The 17911-nt window shown below is 68.7% G+C and carries 18 protein-coding genes and 1 tRNA gene; 5 read left to right on the forward strand and 14 right to left on the reverse strand.

The window, feature by feature from the left end; translation table 11 throughout:
• Positions 1-10: 10 nt before the first annotated feature.
• The 8 genes from QCZ28_RS27395 to QCZ28_RS27430 form a co-directional block, all read right to left on the reverse strand.
• Complete coding sequence (locus QCZ28_RS27395; protein WP_279519334.1) at positions 11-310, reverse strand: hypothetical protein; 300 nt, start codon at positions 308-310, stop codon at positions 11-13.
• Entirely contained in the window at positions 310-606 is a 297-nt protein-coding gene (locus tag QCZ28_RS27400) for a hypothetical protein (protein WP_279519335.1), read from the reverse strand. The genes QCZ28_RS27395 and QCZ28_RS27400 overlap by 1 nt, the downstream gene beginning before the upstream one ends.
• A complete protein-coding gene (locus QCZ28_RS27405; protein ID WP_279519336.1) occupies positions 603-854 on the reverse strand; it encodes a hypothetical protein in 252 nt (83 codons plus the stop codon). Before QCZ28_RS27405 ends, QCZ28_RS27400 begins: the two co-directional genes overlap by 4 nt.
• A 141-nt stretch (positions 855-995) precedes the next feature.
• On the reverse strand, positions 996-3179 hold the full coding sequence (locus tag QCZ28_RS27410; RefSeq protein WP_279519337.1) for a cell division protein FtsK: 2184 nt from the start codon (positions 3177-3179) through the stop codon (positions 996-998).
• Positions 3180-3270: 91 nt separating this feature from the next.
• On the reverse strand, positions 3271-4065 hold the full coding sequence (locus QCZ28_RS27415; protein ID WP_279519338.1) for an ABC transporter permease: 795 nt from the start codon (positions 4063-4065) through the stop codon (positions 3271-3273).
• Positions 4062-4271 (reverse strand): hypothetical protein, encoded by a 210-nt coding sequence (locus tag QCZ28_RS27420; protein WP_279519339.1) that lies wholly within the window; start codon positions 4269-4271, stop codon positions 4062-4064. Before QCZ28_RS27420 ends, QCZ28_RS27415 begins: the two co-directional genes overlap by 4 nt.
• A 12-nt stretch (positions 4272-4283) precedes the next feature.
• A complete protein-coding gene (locus tag QCZ28_RS27425) occupies positions 4284-4526 on the reverse strand; it encodes a DUF6284 family protein (protein WP_279519340.1) in 243 nt (80 codons plus the stop codon).
• Between the two features lie 349 nt (positions 4527-4875).
• The gene (locus QCZ28_RS27430; RefSeq protein WP_279519341.1) at positions 4876-5118 is read right to left on the reverse strand and encodes a helix-turn-helix domain-containing protein; all 243 of its coding nucleotides are present in this window, start codon (positions 5116-5118) and stop codon (positions 4876-4878) included.
• 371 nt (positions 5119-5489) lie between these two features.
• Here QCZ28_RS27430 and QCZ28_RS27435 point away from each other — a divergent pair, with 371 nt between their 5' ends.
• Positions 5490-6533: a hypothetical protein gene (locus tag QCZ28_RS27435; protein ID WP_279519342.1), complete on the forward strand. Its 1044-nt coding sequence runs from the start codon at positions 5490-5492 to the stop codon at positions 6531-6533.
• On the opposite strand, the gene QCZ28_RS27440 is transcribed toward QCZ28_RS27435, so the two are convergent.
• The 4 genes from QCZ28_RS27440 to QCZ28_RS27455 all read right to left on the reverse strand — a co-directional run bounded on the left by QCZ28_RS27440 (position 6513) and on the right by QCZ28_RS27455 (position 11463).
• Entirely contained in the window at positions 6513-7547 is a 1035-nt protein-coding gene (locus tag QCZ28_RS27440; protein WP_279519343.1) for an NAD-dependent epimerase/dehydratase family protein, read from the reverse strand. The genes QCZ28_RS27435 and QCZ28_RS27440 overlap by 21 nt on opposite strands.
• Positions 7548-7612: 65 nt before the next feature.
• Positions 7613-9106 carry a hypothetical protein gene (locus QCZ28_RS27445; protein ID WP_279519344.1) on the reverse strand — a complete coding sequence of 498 codons (1494 nt, stop codon included), beginning with the start codon at positions 9104-9106 and terminating at the stop codon, positions 7613-7615.
• Positions 9107-9804: 698 nt separating this feature from the next.
• Positions 9805-11322, reverse strand: coding sequence for a tyrosine-type recombinase/integrase (locus QCZ28_RS27450; protein ID WP_279519345.1), 1518 nt, complete (start codon positions 11320-11322; stop codon positions 9805-9807).
• Positions 11323-11390: 68 nt separating this feature from the next.
• Positions 11391-11463, reverse strand: a tRNA-Arg gene (locus QCZ28_RS27455).
• A gap of 160 nt (positions 11464-11623) precedes the next feature.
• On the opposite strand from QCZ28_RS27455, the gene QCZ28_RS27460 reads away from it, so the two are divergent.
• Positions 11624-12319, forward strand: coding sequence for a hypothetical protein (locus QCZ28_RS27460; RefSeq protein ID WP_279519346.1), 696 nt, complete (start codon positions 11624-11626; stop codon positions 12317-12319).
• Between the two features lie 75 nt (positions 12320-12394).
• Here the strand turns inward: QCZ28_RS27460 and QCZ28_RS27465 are convergent, their stop codons facing one another.
• Positions 12395-13420, reverse strand: coding sequence for an alpha/beta hydrolase (locus tag QCZ28_RS27465; protein WP_279519347.1), 1026 nt, complete (start codon positions 13418-13420; stop codon positions 12395-12397).
• A gap of 163 nt (positions 13421-13583) precedes the next feature.
• Positions 13584-13991, reverse strand: a complete 408-nt coding sequence (locus tag QCZ28_RS27470) for an HPF/RaiA family ribosome-associated protein (RefSeq protein WP_279519348.1) — start codon at positions 13989-13991, stop codon at positions 13584-13586.
• A 303-nt stretch (positions 13992-14294) separates the two neighbouring features.
• Here QCZ28_RS27470 and QCZ28_RS27475 point away from each other — a divergent pair, with 303 nt between their 5' ends.
• The 3 genes from QCZ28_RS27475 to QCZ28_RS27485 all read left to right on the forward strand — a co-directional run bounded on the left by QCZ28_RS27475 (position 14295) and on the right by QCZ28_RS27485 (position 17892).
• Complete coding sequence (locus QCZ28_RS27475; RefSeq protein ID WP_279519349.1) at positions 14295-15047, forward strand: single-stranded DNA-binding protein; 753 nt, start codon at positions 14295-14297, stop codon at positions 15045-15047.
• Positions 15048-15247: 200 nt separating this feature from the next.
• Positions 15248-16354 carry a cobalamin biosynthesis protein gene (locus QCZ28_RS27480; RefSeq protein ID WP_279519371.1) on the forward strand — a complete coding sequence of 369 codons (1107 nt, stop codon included), beginning with the start codon at positions 15248-15250 and terminating at the stop codon, positions 16352-16354.
• Entirely contained in the window at positions 16351-17892 is a 1542-nt protein-coding gene (locus QCZ28_RS27485; RefSeq protein WP_279519350.1) for a cobyric acid synthase, read from the forward strand. Before QCZ28_RS27480 ends, QCZ28_RS27485 begins: the two co-directional genes overlap by 4 nt.
• Positions 17893-17911: the final 19 nt, after the last annotated feature.

A 17911-nucleotide genomic window follows, 5' to 3' on the forward strand; every position in this document is an offset into this window, starting at 1 on the left:
GGGAATCGGGTCAGGCCGGGCGGCGGGCGGCGCGAGCGGCCGTGAGGTCGATCAGCGCGCCACCGGAGGCGTCCGGGGTGCCGGTGGGCCGCTGCCGGTCGGCGGCGACGCTGAGGCGCAGATAGAGCCGATAGCGACCGGCATCGCTGCCGGTCAGCGGCCGGCGGGTGCCGTGCTGGATGAGGTGCCCGACGTCGGCCAGGGCGGCAGTGACGGCGTCCAGCTCGGCGGGCGAGCCGGTAAGCCACACCTCCAACCCGGACAGCCGGGCGTCACGCGACGACGGACCATCGCGGCGCACGCCAGGCATCAGCCGGCCCGCCTCGGTCGCGGCCGCGCGGTGATCGCAGCGCGAGTGACGGCCTCCCGCAGGTCACCGAGCAACCCGACCAGTTGCCGCCGGGCGGCCACCTCGGTAGGTGCGAGGGCGACCCTGACGCGCACCTCGGCGTGCTCGCGGCCGGCGGCGGTGCGCACCCGCACGAGCACCGCGCGGGAGCGGCCGGCAACGTCGACCACGATGTCGTCGGAGCGGTGTTCGCCGAGGTTGCAGCGGTGGTCTTTGCCGCACCAGTCGGTGTGTCCGTCGCGTGGTCGGCGGTTCATCGTTTGGCCGCTTGGTACTCGTCTTTGATGTGGTTGATGGCGTGTCGGCCGACGCGTAGCCGCAGTCCGGTCCCGGCGCAGCGGCGGCACTCCCGCCGGATGCGGCCGAGCGGGGAGCGCTTGCGGCCGGTGCCCGTGCAGGTTCGGCAGCGTCCGAACGGCGCAGCTATGCACACCGCGAGGTAACCGAGCGTGAGCAGGGCGAGGATGAGGCAGGGTGCGGTGGCTAGCAGGGTGCGGGGGGTCATGACAGCCTCCAGGGCCGGTTTTCGGGTGTGGTCAGGGGAGGCCGCTAGATTCCTAGCGTCCTGATCACGGTTCGGATGGCGTCCTAGGGGCGGTCCTAGGTCTAGGAACCCTCTGGTCCTAGACCTAGGACCGATCCGGGGTTAGCTCGCGTCCCGCTTCCGGTTACGCTCCGCTATCGCGGCGATGATCGCGGCGCGTTCGAAGCCGCCCCGGTTCGCGCCCTTGCCGGTGACCGGGTCGGTGCCCCACGTCTGCCCAACCTTCACCCCGAACGGCTTCAAGGCGACGGTCACCTGCTCGCCGTCCCACCCGCCGTAGACGTCGGGCCGCAGCTCGGCCAGCCGGGCGGCGACGGTGCGGCACCACACCTTGGCCTCACTGGCGGGGACCACGGCGGTGATGTCGTCGAGCAGGTTGAACGTGAGGGCGGGTGCGATGGTGGGTTGCTCGCCGAGGGCGTGCCCGGTGAGCCGTCCGGCGGCTTCGCGGGCAACACGGGCGCGGGCGGCGATCTTCTCGGCTAGGGGGCCGTCGATGTTGACGGTGGTGGTGATCCGGGCGTCGGCGCCCTCACCGACGAAGTAGCCGGTGCCCTTGTCGGTCCAGGCGAACATGGTGGCGCGGATGCCCTGCTTGTACTGCGAGGTGCCGAGGACCATGTCGTTCTCGGTCTGCCCCATCACCTTGAGACAGAACCGGGTCGACGCGTTCGCCGAGATCCCGGTCGGCAGGCTTTTGGCGTCCGGCCGCTGCGTGGCGAACACCGGGATGATGCCCAGCGCCGGACCGCGCTTCACGAGGTCAGTCGAGATGGCTTCCAACTCCTTGCCGTACTCGGGGTGCTCGAACCACTTCTGGCACTCGTCCACCCCGATCACCAGCGGGTGCAACCCGAGGGACTTCTTCGAGGCCAGCTCGGGCGTGACCTTGTTTTCCGGGCAGAGGTCGCGGGGAAGGTCGCGGATCACCTTGGCCCGGCGGCGCAGTTCCTCGCGCAGCTCCCGCATCCCGGCCACCGCGTATTCGATGTCCTCGTCTTCTTCCCCGGCGCGGTAGCGGTGCGCGACCTGCTCCAACGCCGACAGGTCGCCGGTGCCCTTGAGGTCATAGGCGTGGATCTCCGCACGCGGGTCAAGCGCGGCGATGAGCAGCACTTCCCGCAGGGTGAAGGTCTTGCCCATGCGGGGGATGGAGCCGATGACCATGGCCATGAACATCAGCGTGAGATCGACCCACCGGCCGCGCGGGTCGGTGCCGAACGGCTGCGGCCGGAACAGGTCCACGCTGCCGGCCTTGAGTAGCGGCCACACGGGCTTGCGGGCCTTGGACATGTCCTGATCCCCGACCCAGAGCACGAGCCGTCCGGGGTGCACCTCCGGCTGCCCCTCCGGCCACACACAGCCGAGGGGGCGGGAGAGGCCGGCGGCGAGCTTTTCCCGCTTCTCGATGACCTCGGTGGCGGTGACGCCGTTGGGCAGCTCCACGTCCGCGCGCCAACCGGGGCCGTCGCGGGTGATCGGGGCGGGGAACCAGTCCTTGCCCCGGTCGCCCTTTGAGAGGGCTTGGTTGATGCCGGTGATACCGAGGTTGCCCAGCGCGCGCACCACGACATCGGAGGTGAGCTTCTGGACCTTGGGCACCATGACGGCGGTGTCGAGTAGCGGCTTATCCGCCGGACGGCCCAACGCGCCCAACGCGGCGAGCAGGGCAGCGAGGGTGGCGTAGCGGGCCTCGGCCGGGGCGAGTGCGTAGGCGATACCCAACGCGGGCAGCACACCGAGCACCACGGCGGCGGTGACAAAGCCGCGCCACCGGACCCGCTGGTCACGCAGCCGCGATGCCTTGAGGTACATCTCCGCGTCGCCCTTGTCCGCCATCAACTGCCGCACGTGCTCGCCCTGGAGGTCGAACAACCAGCGACCCCACCCGCCGAGCAGTCGCGCCGCGCCGCGCGGGGCACGCCACGCGAGCTTCCCGGCGTACTTGGGGGTGCGGGTCAGGTGGAACGCTGCGGCGTGGAACAGATGCCCGATCGTCCACCGGGCGGCGTCGCGCAGCTCGGCGCGCGAGCGCAGCCACGCCGGCACGATCGGCCGACGCTTCGCGTCCTGCAACCCCGCCACCGTGAACCGCGGCGACCGCTGCGCGGCCGGCGAGTCGACCAGACGCGGGCCGGTGCCGGCCGGGTCGCTGTCGTCGGGTGGGGTGGGTGCCTGCCGGCGGGACCGGGCGGCGTCCAGGTCCACCACGTCGGCATCCGCGCCGTTCAAGTCGTTTTCGGCGGCCTGCCAGTCGAATCGGTCGTCATCTCGGGGGGACGTCATGATGGGTGTTCCTCCAACGGTCGGGAGATCGGAAAGGGGACCGGCGGCACGGCACAGGTTGGGAAGCCAGGGGCCGTGCCGCCGGGCGGAACTAGTCGTGAGTGCGCACCAGGTGCGCGAGGGCGGCACCCATGCCGAGCACCGCCACCGGCAGGCACGCCACGGCGGTGGTGATCCACCACGGGGCCGACGTGACTCCGGCGGCCTCCAAGAGGTGGTAGGCGACCTGGCCGAGCGCGCCGATGGCGAGGGAACCGAGGGCGGACCACTTGGCGAACCGGCGTGCCCGCTCGGGCACCCGACCGGACAGCCACACGTAGAGGGCGTACGCGCCGTAGGTCTCGACCCCGATCGGGAGGGTGATCGCGCTGTTGATGGAGAAGCTGTCCCAGATCCCCGGGAGCGGGTGCACGATGCCGAACCCGGTGAGTCCGCCGAGGCCAACCCAGCCGGACCAGATGGCGACGAACGCGGGCAGGGCCAGCAGCACCACCGGCCACACCACCGCCCGCTGGTTGTCCGTCGAGTCGGTCGGGTCGGCCTCGACGCCGACCTTGGTGCCCAGGTCTGCGACGGGTACCGCCTGCTCTGACACCACCGGCGAGCCGTGGTCGGCGGCCGGCGGCAGGTCCGTTGCAGGTGCCCGGTCGGCGATCGGGTCCGGGGTGGTGTCGGCCGGGTCCGTAGTGGCTTCGGTGTCGGCCGGCGGGGTGTCGGTGCGGGCCAGAGCGGCGAGAATTGCGTCTGCCTTCGGACCGCCGACCCGCAGTTCCTTCTTGATGCGGTTGCGCGACGGGATCTCGCCGAGCTGGTCGGCCAGATCTCGGGCGGCGGGGATCAGGTCTTCGACCGGCCGGGGAAAGGCCGACAACGTGGGGGCGGTCATGACAGGTGTCCCTCCGATGCGTCAGTGCCGTAGATGAGCGAGAACAGGGCTTGTTGCAGGGCCAGCAGGTCTGCGCCGCACCCGTCGTATGGCGCGGCCATTGACGGGTAGCCGTGCGCCGCGATCACCTGAGCCACGTCGAGTGCCAGACCGAACGTGAAGCGGGAGTCGCCAGCGGGGCGGGGGATCGGGAATCGGCGGCTCACGGTGGCCCCTGCCTACGCGGCCTGGCCGGCGGCCGAGCGCACGGCGAGCAGGGCACGCGCTTCCCGCAGCACCCGACGCTGCGCCCGACGAAGCCGCTGCCAGTCCAACTCAGTCGGACCGGCATCACCGGTCAGCGCGACAATCTGTGCGTCGAGCAGCAGAACCTCAGCCTCGATCAGCGGCAACTCCTGCTCGATCTCTGCGAGGTCAGCCCCGCTCGGCTCGATCTCCGGGGGGTGGTTGAACTCGGTCACTTCGTGTCCCTTCTGACTGATCTGACGCCCTTAGATATGCGTCTCTGTTGCGCAACAAGGTAGCGATACGCGGGTCTGTTGCGCAAGGGGGTAGCGGTATATTGGTCCGATGAGCGATGCGCGAGACGAGCTGTCAGCAGCTACGAAGCGGTACCGGCGTACCGAAGCTGCTCATGAAGCCGCACGCGAGGCGGTGGTTGCGGCGGTGGTTGCGGCGCTCCGTGATGGCATCGGCCCGGCTGAGGTTGAGCGGCTATCGCCGTTCAGCGGTGCCTACGTCCGGAAGCTCGCTCGGGAGCACAGCGTCCCGCCTGCGCCGCCGGGGCCGAAGAGGGGCGCCCGGTAACCGTCATCCAGCGGCCCGCAACGTGTGGTTGCTGGCGTCCACCAGGCCGTACGTCAGCGCGGACGCCTCCATGTCGTCGATGGCGCGCGCTGGGATCACGAAGCGGCCACGGACCTTGATGGCTGGGAACTGGCCGGCGTGAATCGCCCGGTAGAGGGTCACCTCCGACATGCCAAGGATCGCTGCGGTGTCCGCGACCGACCGGAACCGGGGGCGATCGTTCTTGAAGGCGAGGGGTTCAGCCACGGGAGTCTCCTCAGTAGTCTGTGCTTGGCGTTCCGTTCAGCTTGCTGAAACCCAGTGAAGTCGAAAACAAGCGGAGCGCCCATGCAAACCCAGTGCAATGCGCGGCAATCCGATGCAACTTGCAAGCTCGGGAGACCACGGTGGCGACGGTGGATCGGTGGACAGGAAACCTCGCCTGCTCGCTTCAAGCTGCCGCCGGAATGACGAACGAGGGGTTCGCGGGGTGGCTTGGAATCGCGACAAGGACAGTCGCTTACTGGCATAGTCGGCCCGACACTGTTCCTGGAAAAGCGAATCAAGACGTGCTGAGCGCCGCCCTAAGCCGTGTATCGGATTCGGTTCGATCCCGGTTCTTCGAAACACTCAGCCGAGTGCGGTCGGAGGGAATTGCTGACAGCGACGGCACTGTTCTGGATGGTGTGAGCGCTGCTGCCGACTCGGTCGCCAACGATTCCCTGCTGATGAGCCTTGCTCTGCCGCACGACTCTATCGAGTCCTTGCAGGAAGACGTAACGCTGCTCGCCCGATCGGGTGGCATGGCGGCCTTCGACGTGTTCAGCGGCGCCCGGCGGTTGCGCGACGAGGCAAGGGCTTTAGTCGAGCGCACCCGTCGGCCCGTTGAGCTGGCCGAACTCTACGTGATTATCGGCCAGAGCGCCTCCCTGATGGCTTCCACCGCATTCGACCTCGGGCACTGGAACGAGTCGGCGGCACTGGCCAGGGCATCGACGCAGTACGCCGACCTGGCCGGACACGCGTCATTGAAGGCATGGACCTACGGCCTGCAAATGACACTTGCCAACTGGCGCAACGAGCCTGATTCCGCACTGAGCTACTTCGCTCGTGCCATGCGAGCGGCGCCGGAGGGGGAGCCGAGACTGAGGCTCCGCTATATCGCTTCCCGCTCTCATGCGCTGCTTGCCGATTCCGCTTCAGTCGCTGCCGTCTTGGATGCAGCCCAACGAGACAGAGAATCGGCAGCGGACCGACCCGACGAACTCGCCACCTCTACTGGCGGGGAATTCGCATTCGGCGACGCGCGGGCGGCGGCATGTGCGGCGGCGGCATGGCTTGACCTTCGGAACGGCGAGCAAGCCGCGAGGTACGCCCGGGAGGCGTTGCAGGTGTACGAGGCGTTGCCCTCGCCCAGGCAGCCGTACTCGCAGATCAACGGGACGCAGATCGATGTAGCCGCTGCTCACCTCCACATGCGAGACAAGGACGGTGCGGCCGAAGCGCTGCGTACCGTCTTGGACCTGCCGCCGCATAAGCGCAACGTTTCGCTGACAGGCCGGCTGTCGCGGATAGAGCGCCTGCTGAGCGAATCGCCGTGGGACCGCGACGCGGACGCGCGCCAGCTCGCCGAGCGCATCGCGGCGTGGTTGTCGGAAACGTCAGCCCGTCCGCTCACCTGACCGGTGCCAGCCGGCCAACACCTGCTCTTCCTTCTCCCGGCTGATGCCGATCTCCGCAGCCCGATCGTGGTTGCTGACCTCGCCGTTTTCCACCATCCATCGCCAGGTGTCGCGGACGGTCAGCGAGAGCGGCCGGCAGCGCAGGCCGGCTGTCTGCGCCTTAGTGGTGTCGACGCGCCAGACGCCGTCGAACGTGCGCCAGAGGGGCAGCTCGGACCACTGCCGAACGCCGTGGCTAAGCAGCGCCTCGTCAGGCACCCAGTCGAAGGAGGCATCAGCGTGGGTCGCGTGGGCGCAGTCCGCCAACAGTCCGCCGAAGGTTGCACCGCCCACCGGGGCGCAGACGTTGAACGCGCCCGAGGAACCTTCGGTAATGGTGTGAAGTGCGAATGCGGCCAGGTCGCGCACGTCGACCGGCTGAATGCTGCGGTCAGGGGAACCAGGGGCTAGGACTTTCCCACCAGCAGCCACGCGGCGCAGCCACCACGGCAGGCGGCCGACGTACTCGCGCGGGCCGAGCACAACACCGGGGCGAAGGATCGTCGTCCGACCTACTCCGAACGCGGCGACTGCTGCTGCCTCGCAACCGGACTTCTGGTAGCCGTATTGGGTCGGCCCGTCCTCGGTGTCTGTGCCATAGTCCGGACCGGCGTCAGGCGGGCAGTAGAGCACTTCGGAGCGTTCGGTGAGCGGCTTCAAAGGCCAGTCTCGGTAGACGCTGACCGTGGACATGAAGACGTAGCGACCGGCAACGGAGGCGAGCGCGCCGGCCACGTCGAGGGTATTCCTCGGCACGTAGCCCGAGGTGTCGACCACCGCATCCCAAGGACCGGCAGCGGAGAGGGCGGCGACGTCATGGGAGTTGGTCCGATCTCCCCGGATGGGTCGTACAGCCTCCAGGAATGGACCCGATGTACCTCTGTTGAACGTCGTAACCTCCCAGCCTGCGTCCAGAGCAGCCGTGACTATCGCGTGGCCTACGAACCAAGTTCCGCCGAGCACCAGCAAGCGCATTGGACCATTATGCCGTATAGACGGTTCGTGCTGCATGGAGAGCTAAATTGCCGGCGGCAAGGGGTTCAGGACACCTTCCGAACCACGCCGTCGTAGCGGTCTTCGATGTGGGTATCCTTCAATTTTCCTGCACGGGCTTGCCTGACAAAGGTTTTGAGATCACGAATGCCGAGAGGCAGTACCAGCGCGTTCTTGTCGGCGGAGATGCGCTTTATGTGCGTTAGGTACGAGGGATGCATGTCCCCCCTGAATGCGATGATAGCGAACTTTCCAATCGTGTCGTTCAGGTAATAGCTTACCTGCTGGAAGTCGTCTGCCTTCAGGTCGACATAGTTCTTGCACTCCCAGATTACCTGTGTCGCACTATATCGCTGTCGAATAATTGCCCAGAATCCCGAATGAGCTCGGATGGAAGCAATCCAATCACGGATGGCTTCACCTTCCACCGTCCTGGCTCGCGCTTCCACATTATCCAGCGCCCTAAAGAAGCAGAGGCGGAGAATGTCTCCCACTGCGTCTTCGAAGCGCCGAGATCCCGCGTGGCCGAGTGGAATCGTGTCCAATCGCTCCGCTAGATCTGCGAGGTGTTCCTCGTAGGATGTCGGGTCCAGGCCGCCTGGCAGCTCATTGACGATTCCTACCCTGCCCAACTCGGTGCTATCCGGCAAGGAGCGGATGAGAGTGTCTTGGAGGTCTAATGCGTCCCAGTAGCACCGGTGAACGGCGATCGTGACTTCGCTGTCAACGGCCGGTGGGCTAGTGTCCTGCGGGCCAAGAGCCCGGAATTTAACGGGTCGGCCCGGCTTCTGAATCCCAATGAATCCAATGTCGTACAACATCCGGACGAAGCGTTCGGGTGCCTGATGTTCGTAGATCCAAGACCCGCATAGCCGTTGAACCTCCTTATCCGCAAGCAACCCGCCTACTAGGGACTCAATTCCAGTGACCGTAAACCTCTGGCCTAGGCCGTAAAAGCGCGTGAGCACAAGTGCGACTTGAGGGTAGTTTTCTGCGTACTCATCGCCCAAGTCCTTGAGGCGGTTATCGGAGAACTTGCGGCGCGCCCCCTCAATGTCTTCAAGAAGAATCCTCTCGTGGCCGTTGTCCTTAGCGGCATCTATCGCATGCGTGACGTAGACGAGGATATCGCGAGGGCGGTTGTGGCAGAATTCGAAGATCTGGTCCCGGGCTGTCGACCCATCTTCGAAGAATGCGTTCCAGGTGGGGCCACCGAGGGGCAGTTTGGCGATTAGTGCCCGGTTCAGTCGCTTCTCAACCAGTTCCATAAGTTGTTTCTGGGTCCACGCGAGGCCGGATATAGAGGTTTCAAGCCGCGAGGATTCCGAATCTCGACTTCGCACTCGCTCGAATATGTTTTCTCTAAGGAACATCAGCACCCGCGCCCAGGGTATCTGTGTGGACAATTCCAGGCAGGCATGCAGGAATGCGGTGAGATAAGTGAGAGCTTGGTCCGATGCGTCCCAGAAGTCATCGATGCTGTCGACAAGGAGTGTGTATGAGCCGCCACTTTGAAGCGTCTTCATCTCCTCGATGAGCATCTTCGTTTCTTTGTTTTCGGAGACTATTTGCTGATCGTCCTCGGATGCTACTGCCCGCGCTATTCGACGTATAGCGTCGATTGCCCTGCTATCGAAATCTTGGGCGCAAGGTCCGAGAAGTTCCTGGGAAATCCCACTTGGGAGCGCTGCGTAGGTTGTATGGTGACGCCGCCAAAGGAGTAGCAGCTCATCTGCAAGGACCCGTTTGAAGGCGGCGACGAGAGTTCGGAATGGCCCCTTCCGTGGATTTTGCAGGAGTGCGAGATCAAACATTTGTGAGGAAGGGGAGAAGATTTCGGGGATGATCGTCTGTGTATATCCACCGTGCGCTTCGCAGTACCTCCGCAAGGCCGTCTTTCCGGTGCCTCGTCGTCCCACGTAGAAGTACTTTCCGCTATCCGAATCTATCGCGGCATTGAATGCTGGTGTCAAAACGTAGATCCCAGGATCGCCAAGGGCCGGATCATATTCCGCGAAAGATCCACCTACGTTTAGTTTCGCAATAGTCCCTTTTGGAATTCGGCTACCTGAGTCCGTTTGCTGTTTTGGGATCACTGCACTCGGCAAGCTGTTGCGCCGCGACTTCCTCGCCATCGGACCCCCTAGGACCATAGGTTTCGGGATCGTCTCATATGGAGAGAGTGGGACGCAGCATCTCTCGCTCGCGCGTGTCGTCGTACATGAGGCGTTTGCCCGGACTACTGCTGATATCTATTGCGGGCAGCTGCAACGGTGGCCCGGCGGCCCCGAACAACCGTGACCATGCCCTCTGCGGTCAGTACAGCTAAGGCGCGGTGAGCGGTGCCGACCGATACGCGGTGCGTTGCAGCCAGTTCGGAGACTGCCGGGAGTTGGTCGCCGGGCCGCAGCCTGCCGGCCGTGATTTGCGCTCGCAGATCGGCTGCGATCCTCTGATACGGACTGCCTTCCACCGTGCGCTGCGTCGGCGCGGCGGGGCGGGGTGGCATCCGAGCGGCCAATGTCCCTGCGGCTCGCTGGTCCGACTCCGACAGCCAGGCGGCGTAGACCCTGAGCGTGGTTGTCCCGCCGCCGCCATGTCCGAGCCGGCCGGCGACCGTACGCACGTCGACACCCGCGTTGATCAGCTCGGTCGCCGAGTAATGGCGCAGTGCATGGATATGGCTGTCGATGCCTAGCCGAGTGGCAAGCCGGCCGTACCGCTGGGTGACCGTGTCGGGCCGGTACCCACGGCTGTTGTCCGGCTCAGGGGAGAAGACGTAATCGGCAGGGTCGGCGTCGGCGTCGGCGTCGGCGGCGAGCAGCGCCAAGCGGTCTAGATACCGGCTGTGCAGCTCGCGCAGTACTTCGGTCGTCTCCGGGTCGAGAGCCAACCGTCGCTGTTGGTGCGTCTTGGTGTCCTTCTCGCGCAGCTCGCCGTGCTCATCGAGGTAGGCACTGCGCCGCAGCGTCAGCACGCCGGAGGCCAGGTTGAGATGGTGCCAGCGCAGCGCACAAAGCTCACCGCGTCGGGCGCCGGTGGTCATGGCGAGCCAGACCAACGCGCCCCAGTCCGGATCGCGCCATGCCTCGTTGATGATGCGCGCAGCGTCGGCGGGGTTCGGTGGTTGCGGGTCAGGGTGCGGCGGCGCAGGTGGTTCGGCCTGACTGGCGGGGTTGACAGCGATCCAGCGCCACCGGACGGCGCGACTGAGCGCACCACTGAGGATCCAGTGAATCTGGCGCACAGACGAAGCGCTGAGCGGCTTGCAGACGTGCGGCCGGCACTTCGCCGTGCAGGTGTGCTCACCTTCTACGCGGTGCTTCACGTACTCCTTACCGCCGCACCAGTCGCGGCAGCGGCGCAGGCTTGCGTAGAACGACTCCAACGTCTCGGCGTCGAGTCGGCCGACCGGCAGTTTGCCGAGCACTGGCCGTACGTGCTTGTTGAGCTTGTTCACGTAACCCATGCGGGTGGTCGCCTCGATGTCGGCCACCTCAAGCCATCGGTCTAGAAGTTGGTCGAGCGTTGCGCGGGTGCGTGGGTTGCGTCGCTCGTCCACCTGCGCCAGCAACCGCGTACGCGCCTTCTCGGCTTCCTTGGCGGCGGTGCGGCCGGCGGGGATGACCTCGGTCAGGTAGTGCCGCTTCCCGCTGATCGGGTCAACGCCGGCATAGACCTTCACCCGCAGTGACCCGCTGGGCAGGGTTTCGATCTCGCCGCGTTGGCGCTTGGTCCGTCCGTTCGAGGCTGCCACGGGGCCACCGTAGCGCGCTCGCACCACGAATAGCCCCACGCGAGCCGGTCAGATTGAGGAAGTACCTGTGCGCCCGGCAGGATTCGAACCTGCGGCCTTGGGATTAGAAGTCCCCTGCTCTATCCGCTGAGCTACGGGCGCGTGTGGCGTGGATGTCGCGCCCAGAGGGTACCGCCGTCCCACTGCCCGACGGCGAAAAGGGTGCCCGCGTCCACGTTGCCGAGCAGAGTCTCACGTCCGCCTCGGAGCGGGCATCCGGGTTACCGCGGACCGGCCCGGCCCCGGACCGTACCTTTGGCTGGTGTTGCTGGATTCCGACGCCGAGAGCGACGTCGCCTACGAGCTGTGCCAGGTCGTCGGTCGCGCCATCCTGCCGTACCGGTCATCGGGCGGTTTCGGTACCGCGTTCTTCTTTCGCAGCGGCGACGATCCGGTGGGGGAGTCGTTGTTGACGGCGGCCGACCTGGTGGGCGCTTCCGGGGGCGAGTTGGGCCTGCGGTCGAGCGTCACCGAGCCGGCGGGCGTGGCCCCGGAGGTCGTGTCCGAGGCCGAGATCGTGCCTGGTTGGGCCCGCTTCGGGGGCGACGGGGTGGCGGTGTTGCCGACGGCCGGCCTGCACCGGTATGCCGGTGACGGCGGCTGGCGGTGGCGCGTCCAGCCGGTGCCGGCGGGGATCGCCGCCGGGCCCGAGGTGGTCGCCCGCCTCGGCGCCGACGCCAGTTCCGCTTTCGTGCTGGCCCATGGGGTACGCGAAGACGGGTCGCGTCCGCTGGAGGTCGCGATCGAGCGGGTGGTCCGAGACGGGGACGCCGTGCTGATCACCACGGAGCTGCCGCCGGGGTATGTCGGGGCGCCGGTCTTCATCGTCCAGGCCGGCGACACCGGCGACGTCGCGCCGTACTGCCTGGGCCTGGTCCTGCCCGGCGTCGGCGCGCACCCGGTGGCGACCTTCGACCGGATCCGTGCCGTCCTCCCGGCGACGCCCGGCGACGTCTGAGCCGGGACGCCGTCCGGCGATGTCGGACTGCCCCGCTGTCCGGCGACGTCTGGGCCGGGCCGCCGACCGGCCTGGTCAACTGCCGGGCGTTGTCGCCCGCACCGTGTCGGCTGTCGGTGAACTGGTCGGGTCCGCGTCGGCCGGGGCGGTGGGGCCGGCGGCGAGGAACGCCTCGGCCCAGCGGCCCACCTCGTCGAAGACCTTCTTCCGTACGGCGGGGCCGGAGAGCGTGAGGTCGTGCAGCCCGCCGTCGAAGCGGGCCAGTGTGACGTGGCGGCCGAGGCGGGGCGCGTAACGGACCATGTGCTCGACGTCCAGTACGGCGTCGGCCAGCGTGGCGTTGGCGTGCCACTTGGTGCCCCGGAAGGACCGGGTCGAACAGGCCAGCAGCACCGGCACCTGGATGTCCAGCCCTGCACGGAGTCGGCGCTGCCCGGTGCGGATCGCGTTCAGCCAGCCGGCCCGGACCGGGAACCCGGCCAGCGGCTTCCACGCCAGGTCGTAGGTCCACTCGCCGCGGTGGTCGGAGTGGATGCTCTCGCCGTACACCGTGCCCAGCCCGAACGGCAGGATGCGGTGCGGCGCCCTGCGGCCCAGCCGGGACGCGGCGGCCGCGAGGGGTCGACGGACCGCCCAGGGGGCGTTCAGGTCGAAGAAGGGGCTGTTGAGCACGAGGCCGTCGACGATGCCAGTGTCGCGGCGGGAGTCCGCCCACAGCGAGATGATCAGGCCGCCGGTGGAGTGGCCCATCGCCAGCAGGGTCTCGTGTCCGTCGTCCTTGCGGATGATCTCAGCGGCGGCGTCCAGCTCGGGGAAGTAGTCGCTGATGTCGTGGCAGAAGTTCGGGGTCTGGCCCGGGAGCAGACTGCGGCCGTATTTGCGCAGGTCGAGGGCGTAGAAGTCCCAGCCTCGCTCGGCGAAGAAGTCGGCCAGGTGGGTCTGGAAGAAGTAGTCGACGAAGCCGTGCACGTAGAGCACGGCGCGCCCGGTGGGGCGTTCGGCCCGCCTCCGGACCAGCGTCGCGACAACGGGGCCTTCGTCGTCGGCGCCCAGGTCGATCGTCTGCCGCTCGTACGGCGGCCCCAACACGTCCGGTTCCACGAACGCGACGCTACGCCGCCAACCTACCCAGCGGTAGCCCACGCCCGCTCGGTCCGCCCGTCACGCTCGCCCCCGCGATCTTGCACTTGCTGCGCCGACATAGGGGGCAATAGCCGCTGTTCGGCGTGCGAAAGTGCAAGATCGCGGGGCGTGGGGGCGTGGATCAGACCGTTTCCGCGTCGGCGCGGGGGGCCTCGTCGGCGTCGGTCTGCGGCTGGGGGAGGTCGCGCAGGTGCTTGTTGTGCCGGGGCTCCTGGCGGGTCTTGGCGTCGTTGAGACGGCGGCGCAGGTCGTCGCGGACGTCGTTGAGGGCGGCGTGCAGGTCCTCCTCCGCGGAGGTGGTGACGATCTTCTGCCGGCCGGCGATCCAGCACTCGAGGGTGACCTTCTGCCCGCGTGCCTCCCGGTCCTTCACCGACACCTCCAGCTCGGTGGCGTCGGCGTGGAAGCTGGCGAGCCGGGCGTCGAGGGTGGCGAACTGCTCGGCGATCCAGTTGCGGTCGCCCTGCGAGAACCCGGCGCCCACCCGCAGGCACTCAGCCACGGTGGCCGGGTTCGCCACGGCGCTCATCGCCGCGCCTCGGAAGCGTTCGCGGAACCGATGGTAGTGATCGTCATGGCGCTGACCTCTCGTCGACGTGCAACTGTCGGTGGTGCGTTGATCAAGTCCTTACCCAGTTCCAGCGGCCCGGGAAACCGTCGACGGCGGGTCGGGCGGGTCGGGCGTACCACACCCGGGCGTGATCAGGGCGTTGTCCACAGGTGGGTTCGTCATCCACAGGCCGGCGGTGGGCGGTGGCGGTGGGCGGCCTCGGTGTCGAGGCTCGGTGGCGAGTCGACTCGCGCTGGCAGCCCCCGATCCCCTGGAGGGACGATGTTCGACACTTACGTGACAATCGTCGGCAACGTGCTGACTACGCCCGAGTGGCGACGTACGACCCAGAGCAACACCCTGGTGGCCAACTTCAAGGTCGCCTCCACCGCCCGCCGACTCGACCGGGACAGCGGCCGGTGGGTGGACGGCAATTCGCTCCGCGTCCGCGTCAACTGTTGGCGCAAGCTCGCCGAGGGGGTGGCGGCCTCCGTCATGGTCGGCGATCCGGTGGTGGTCTGCGGGCGGCTCTACACCCGCGACTGGACCGACGACGCCGGCAACCACCGCACGCTCTACGAGTTGGAGGCGGTCGCCGTCGGCCACGATCTGTCCCGCGGTCGGGCCCGGTTCCTGCGCAACCGGCCGAGCGTGACGACCAGCACCGTGGAGGACGCGGAGGCCGAGAGCCGGGTGCACGGCGAGCCCACCGAGCCGGTGCCGACCGGGCAGGCCCCCGTGCTGCCCGACGACCGGCCGCTGGACGACGACTTCGAGCTGCCGGACTACGCCGAGCTGCGCACCAGCCCGTTCGGCAGCGACCCGGACGACGATTCCCCGAGCGGCGGGCAGGCCGAGCAGGTCGATGCCGTACTGGGCATCGACGAGCTGACAGCTCCGCCCGAGGCGAACGACGACAACGCCGACGGTGACCTGGACCTCGAACTGGGGGCGGTGCCCGACGAGGGGCAGCCCGAGCCGACGCAACCCGGTCGCGGGCGGCGCGGTCGGGGCCGGATCCCGCAGCCGGCCTGACCGATCCGGGCGGCACGAACGGGGGCGGGGTGGCGGCGCGGGCAGCGTCGTCACCCCGCGTGACGGGTGTCAGCGGGGCGGCCCGGCTGTTCGCTCCAGGGGTTCTCGTGGCGGGTGCGGCACCGTGGGCCGGGCCGGTTCCCGGGGTGCTCGTCTAGGCTGGCCGGCCGGAGGTGGTGCGGGTGCGACGGACAGCGCCGATGGCGAACGCGGTGGGGCTGCTGGCCGGTTACGCGCTGGACAGGTTGCTCGGCGACCCCCGCCGGTGGCACCCGGTGGCCGGCTTCGGGCAGGCCGCCGGCGCGCTGGAGCGCCGCCTCTACCGCCCGGACCGAACGGCGGGTACGGCCTTCACCGTGCTGGCTGTCGGAGGGCCGGTGCTGCTCGGAGCGGTCGCTGCGGCGGCTACCCGGCACCGGCCGGTGACGCGGGCGGTGCTCGTGGCGGCCGGCACGTGGAGTGTGCTGGGCGGCCGCACGTTGCGGCACGAGGCGACCGTCATGGGTCGGACGCTGCGTGACGGTGACCTGCCCGCTGCCCGGCTACGCCTCGGCAACCTCTGCGGGCGGGACCCGTCGACGCTTGGCGAGTCGGAGCTGGCCCGTGCCACAGTCGAGTCGGTTGCCGAGAACACCTCCGACGCGGTCGTCGCTCCGCTGCTCTGGGGTGCGGTCGCCGGCCTGCCCGGGCTGCTGGGCTACCGCGCGGCGAACACCCTCGACGCGATGGTCGGGCACCGGTCGCCGCGCTACGCGCGGTTCGGCACCCCGGCCGCTCGGCTGGACGACGCGCTCAACCTCGTGCCGTCCCGGCTGACCGGGCTGCTCACCATCGCCGTCGCGCCGGTGGCGCACGGGGACCGGCAGCGCGCCTGGCAGGTGTGGCTGCGCGACCGCAACGACCACCCGAGCCCCAACGCCGGCCAGTGCGAGGCGGCGATGGCCGGTGCGCTCGGGGTCCGCCTCGGCGGCCGCAACGTCTACTTCGGGCGCTCCGAGGTGCGGCCGTTCCTCGGCGACGGTCCCCGCCCGGAGGCGCGGCACCTGAAGCGGGCCGCCCGGATCTCCGGCGCGGTGGGTTTGGCCGCGGTGGGCCTGGCCGCCGCGTACCCGGTGACCCTCGGCCGGCTGATCGGCGCCGTGGGCCGGCGCGGGTTGACCGCCGTGACCGGAACACGCGGACTGGCTGCCGGGGCCGGAACGCGCGGACTGGTCGGGCGGCGCGGGTTGACCGCCGTGACCGGAGTGCGCGGACTGGCCGGCGGAGTGGACGCGGGTGTCGGGGTGCGGCGGGGGAACGGGCGGTGAGTGGCGGGCTGCTGGTGGCCGGCACGACGTCCGACGCGGGCAAGAGCGTGCTCACCGCCGGCATCTGTCGCTGGCTGCACCGCCAGGGCGTGAAGGTGGCGCCGTACAAGGCGCAGAACATGTCGAACAACTCGGCGGTGGTCGTCGGGCCGGACGGGCGCGGCGGCGAGATCGGGCGCGCCCAGGCCATGCAGGCCGCTGCGTGCGGGCTCGCCCCCGACCTGCGGTTCAACCCGGTGCTGCTCAAGCCGGGCAGTGACCTGGCCAGTCAGGTGGTGCTGCTGGGCGAGGCGGTCGACACGATCACCGCCGGCACCTTCCGGCAGTTGCGCCCCCGGCTCGCCGAGACCGCGTACGCCGCGCTCGCCGAGCTGCGCGAGACGTACGACGTGGTGGTCTGCGAGGGCGCCGGCAGCCCCGCCGAGATCAACCTGCGGGCCGGTGACTACGTCAACATGGGGCTGGCCCGGCACGCCAACCTGCCCACCATCGTCGTCGGTGACATCGACCGGGGCGGCGTGTTCGCCTCGATGTTCGGCACCGTGGCCCTGCTCGACCCGGCCGATCAGGCGCTGATCGCCGGCTTCGTGATCAACAAGTTCCGGGGTGACCGGGGGCTGCTCCAGCCGGGTCTGGACATGCTGCGTCAGGTCACCGGCCGTCCCACGTACGGGGTGCTGCCCTGGGCACTGGACCTGTGGCTCGACGCGGAGGACTCTCTCGCCTACGGCCGGGTGCTCGGGCGCCCCGCCGCCCCGCACGGCACCGAGTGGTTGGACGTGGCCGTCGTCCGCCTACCCCGGGTCAGCAATGCCACCGACGTGGAGGCGCTCGCCACCGAGCCGGGTGTCCGGGTACGCCTCACCATCGAACCGGCCGAGCTGGCCGCCGCCGACCTGGTCGTCCTGCCCGGCTCCAAGTCCACCGTCGCCGACCTCGCCTGGCTGCGCGAGACCGGCCTCGCCGACGCGGTGGCCACCCATGTGGCGGCCGGCAAACCTCTGCTCGGCCTCTGCGGCGGCTTCCAGATGCTCGGCCACGCCATCCACGACCCGGTGGAGAGTCGGCAGGGCAGCGTGCCGGGGCTCGGTCTGCTGCCCATCGAGATCACCTTCGATCCGCGCAAGACCGTGCGGCAGTCGGTGGGCACCGGCCACGGTGGCCTTCCGGTGCACGGCTACGAGATCCACCACGGGTACGTGTCGCAGGCCGACCCTGGCCTGTCGCCGCTGCTGACCGGCGACGACGGTGTCGCAGAGGGGGCCGTGCTCGGCGCGGTGCACGGCACGCACTGGCACGGGGCGTTCGAGTCCGACGGCTTCCGCCGGTGGTTCCTCACCGAGGCGGCTCGCCTGGCCGGGCGCAGCGGGTTCCGGGTCGCACCGGCCACCAGTTTCGCCGCCGCCCGGGAACGCTCGCTTGATCTGCTCGGCGACCTGGTCGAGGAACACCTGGACACCGATGCCCTCTGGCGTCTCATCGAAGCCGGCCCACCCGCCGGCCTCCCGTTCATCCCACCCGGCGCGCCACCGGCCTGACTGGCACACCGTCCCCTGG

This window comes from Micromonospora sp. DH14 (assembly GCF_029809455.1).
Taxonomy (GTDB): Bacteria; Actinomycetota; Actinomycetes; order Mycobacteriales; family Micromonosporaceae; genus Micromonospora; species Micromonospora parva.

Bases quoted from the DNA above. Each gene is read 5' to 3' on its own strand.
- QCZ28_RS27395 (WP_279519334.1), bottom strand. From the start codon at position 310: ATGCCTGGCGTGCGCCGCGATGGTCCGTCGTCGCGTGACGCCCGGCTG.
- QCZ28_RS27400 (WP_279519335.1), bottom strand. From the start codon at position 606: ATGAACCGCCGACCACGCGACGGACACACCGACTGGTGCGGCAAAGAC.
- QCZ28_RS27405 (WP_279519336.1), bottom strand. From the start codon at position 854: ATGACCCCCCGCACCCTGCTAGCCACCGCACCCTGCCTCATCCTCGCC.
- QCZ28_RS27410 (WP_279519337.1), bottom strand. From the start codon at position 3,179: ATGACGTCCCCCCGAGATGACGACCGATTCGACTGGCAGGCCGCCGAA.
- QCZ28_RS27415 (WP_279519338.1), bottom strand. From the start codon at position 4,065: ATGACCGCCCCCACGTTGTCGGCCTTTCCCCGGCCGGTCGAAGACCTG.
- QCZ28_RS27440 (WP_279519343.1), bottom strand. From the start codon at position 7,547: ATGCGCTTGCTGGTGCTCGGCGGAACTTGGTTCGTAGGCCACGCGATA.
- QCZ28_RS27445 (WP_279519344.1), bottom strand. From the start codon at position 9,106: ATGCTCATCGAGGAGATGAAGACGCTTCAAAGTGGCGGCTCATACACA.
- QCZ28_RS27470 (WP_279519348.1), bottom strand. From the start codon at position 13,991: ATGAGCGCCGTGGCGAACCCGGCCACCGTGGCTGAGTGCCTGCGGGTG.
- QCZ28_RS27475 (WP_279519349.1), top strand. From the start codon at position 14,295: ATGTTCGACACTTACGTGACAATCGTCGGCAACGTGCTGACTACGCCC.
- QCZ28_RS27480 (WP_279519371.1), top strand. From the start codon at position 15,248: ATGGCGAACGCGGTGGGGCTGCTGGCCGGTTACGCGCTGGACAGGTTG.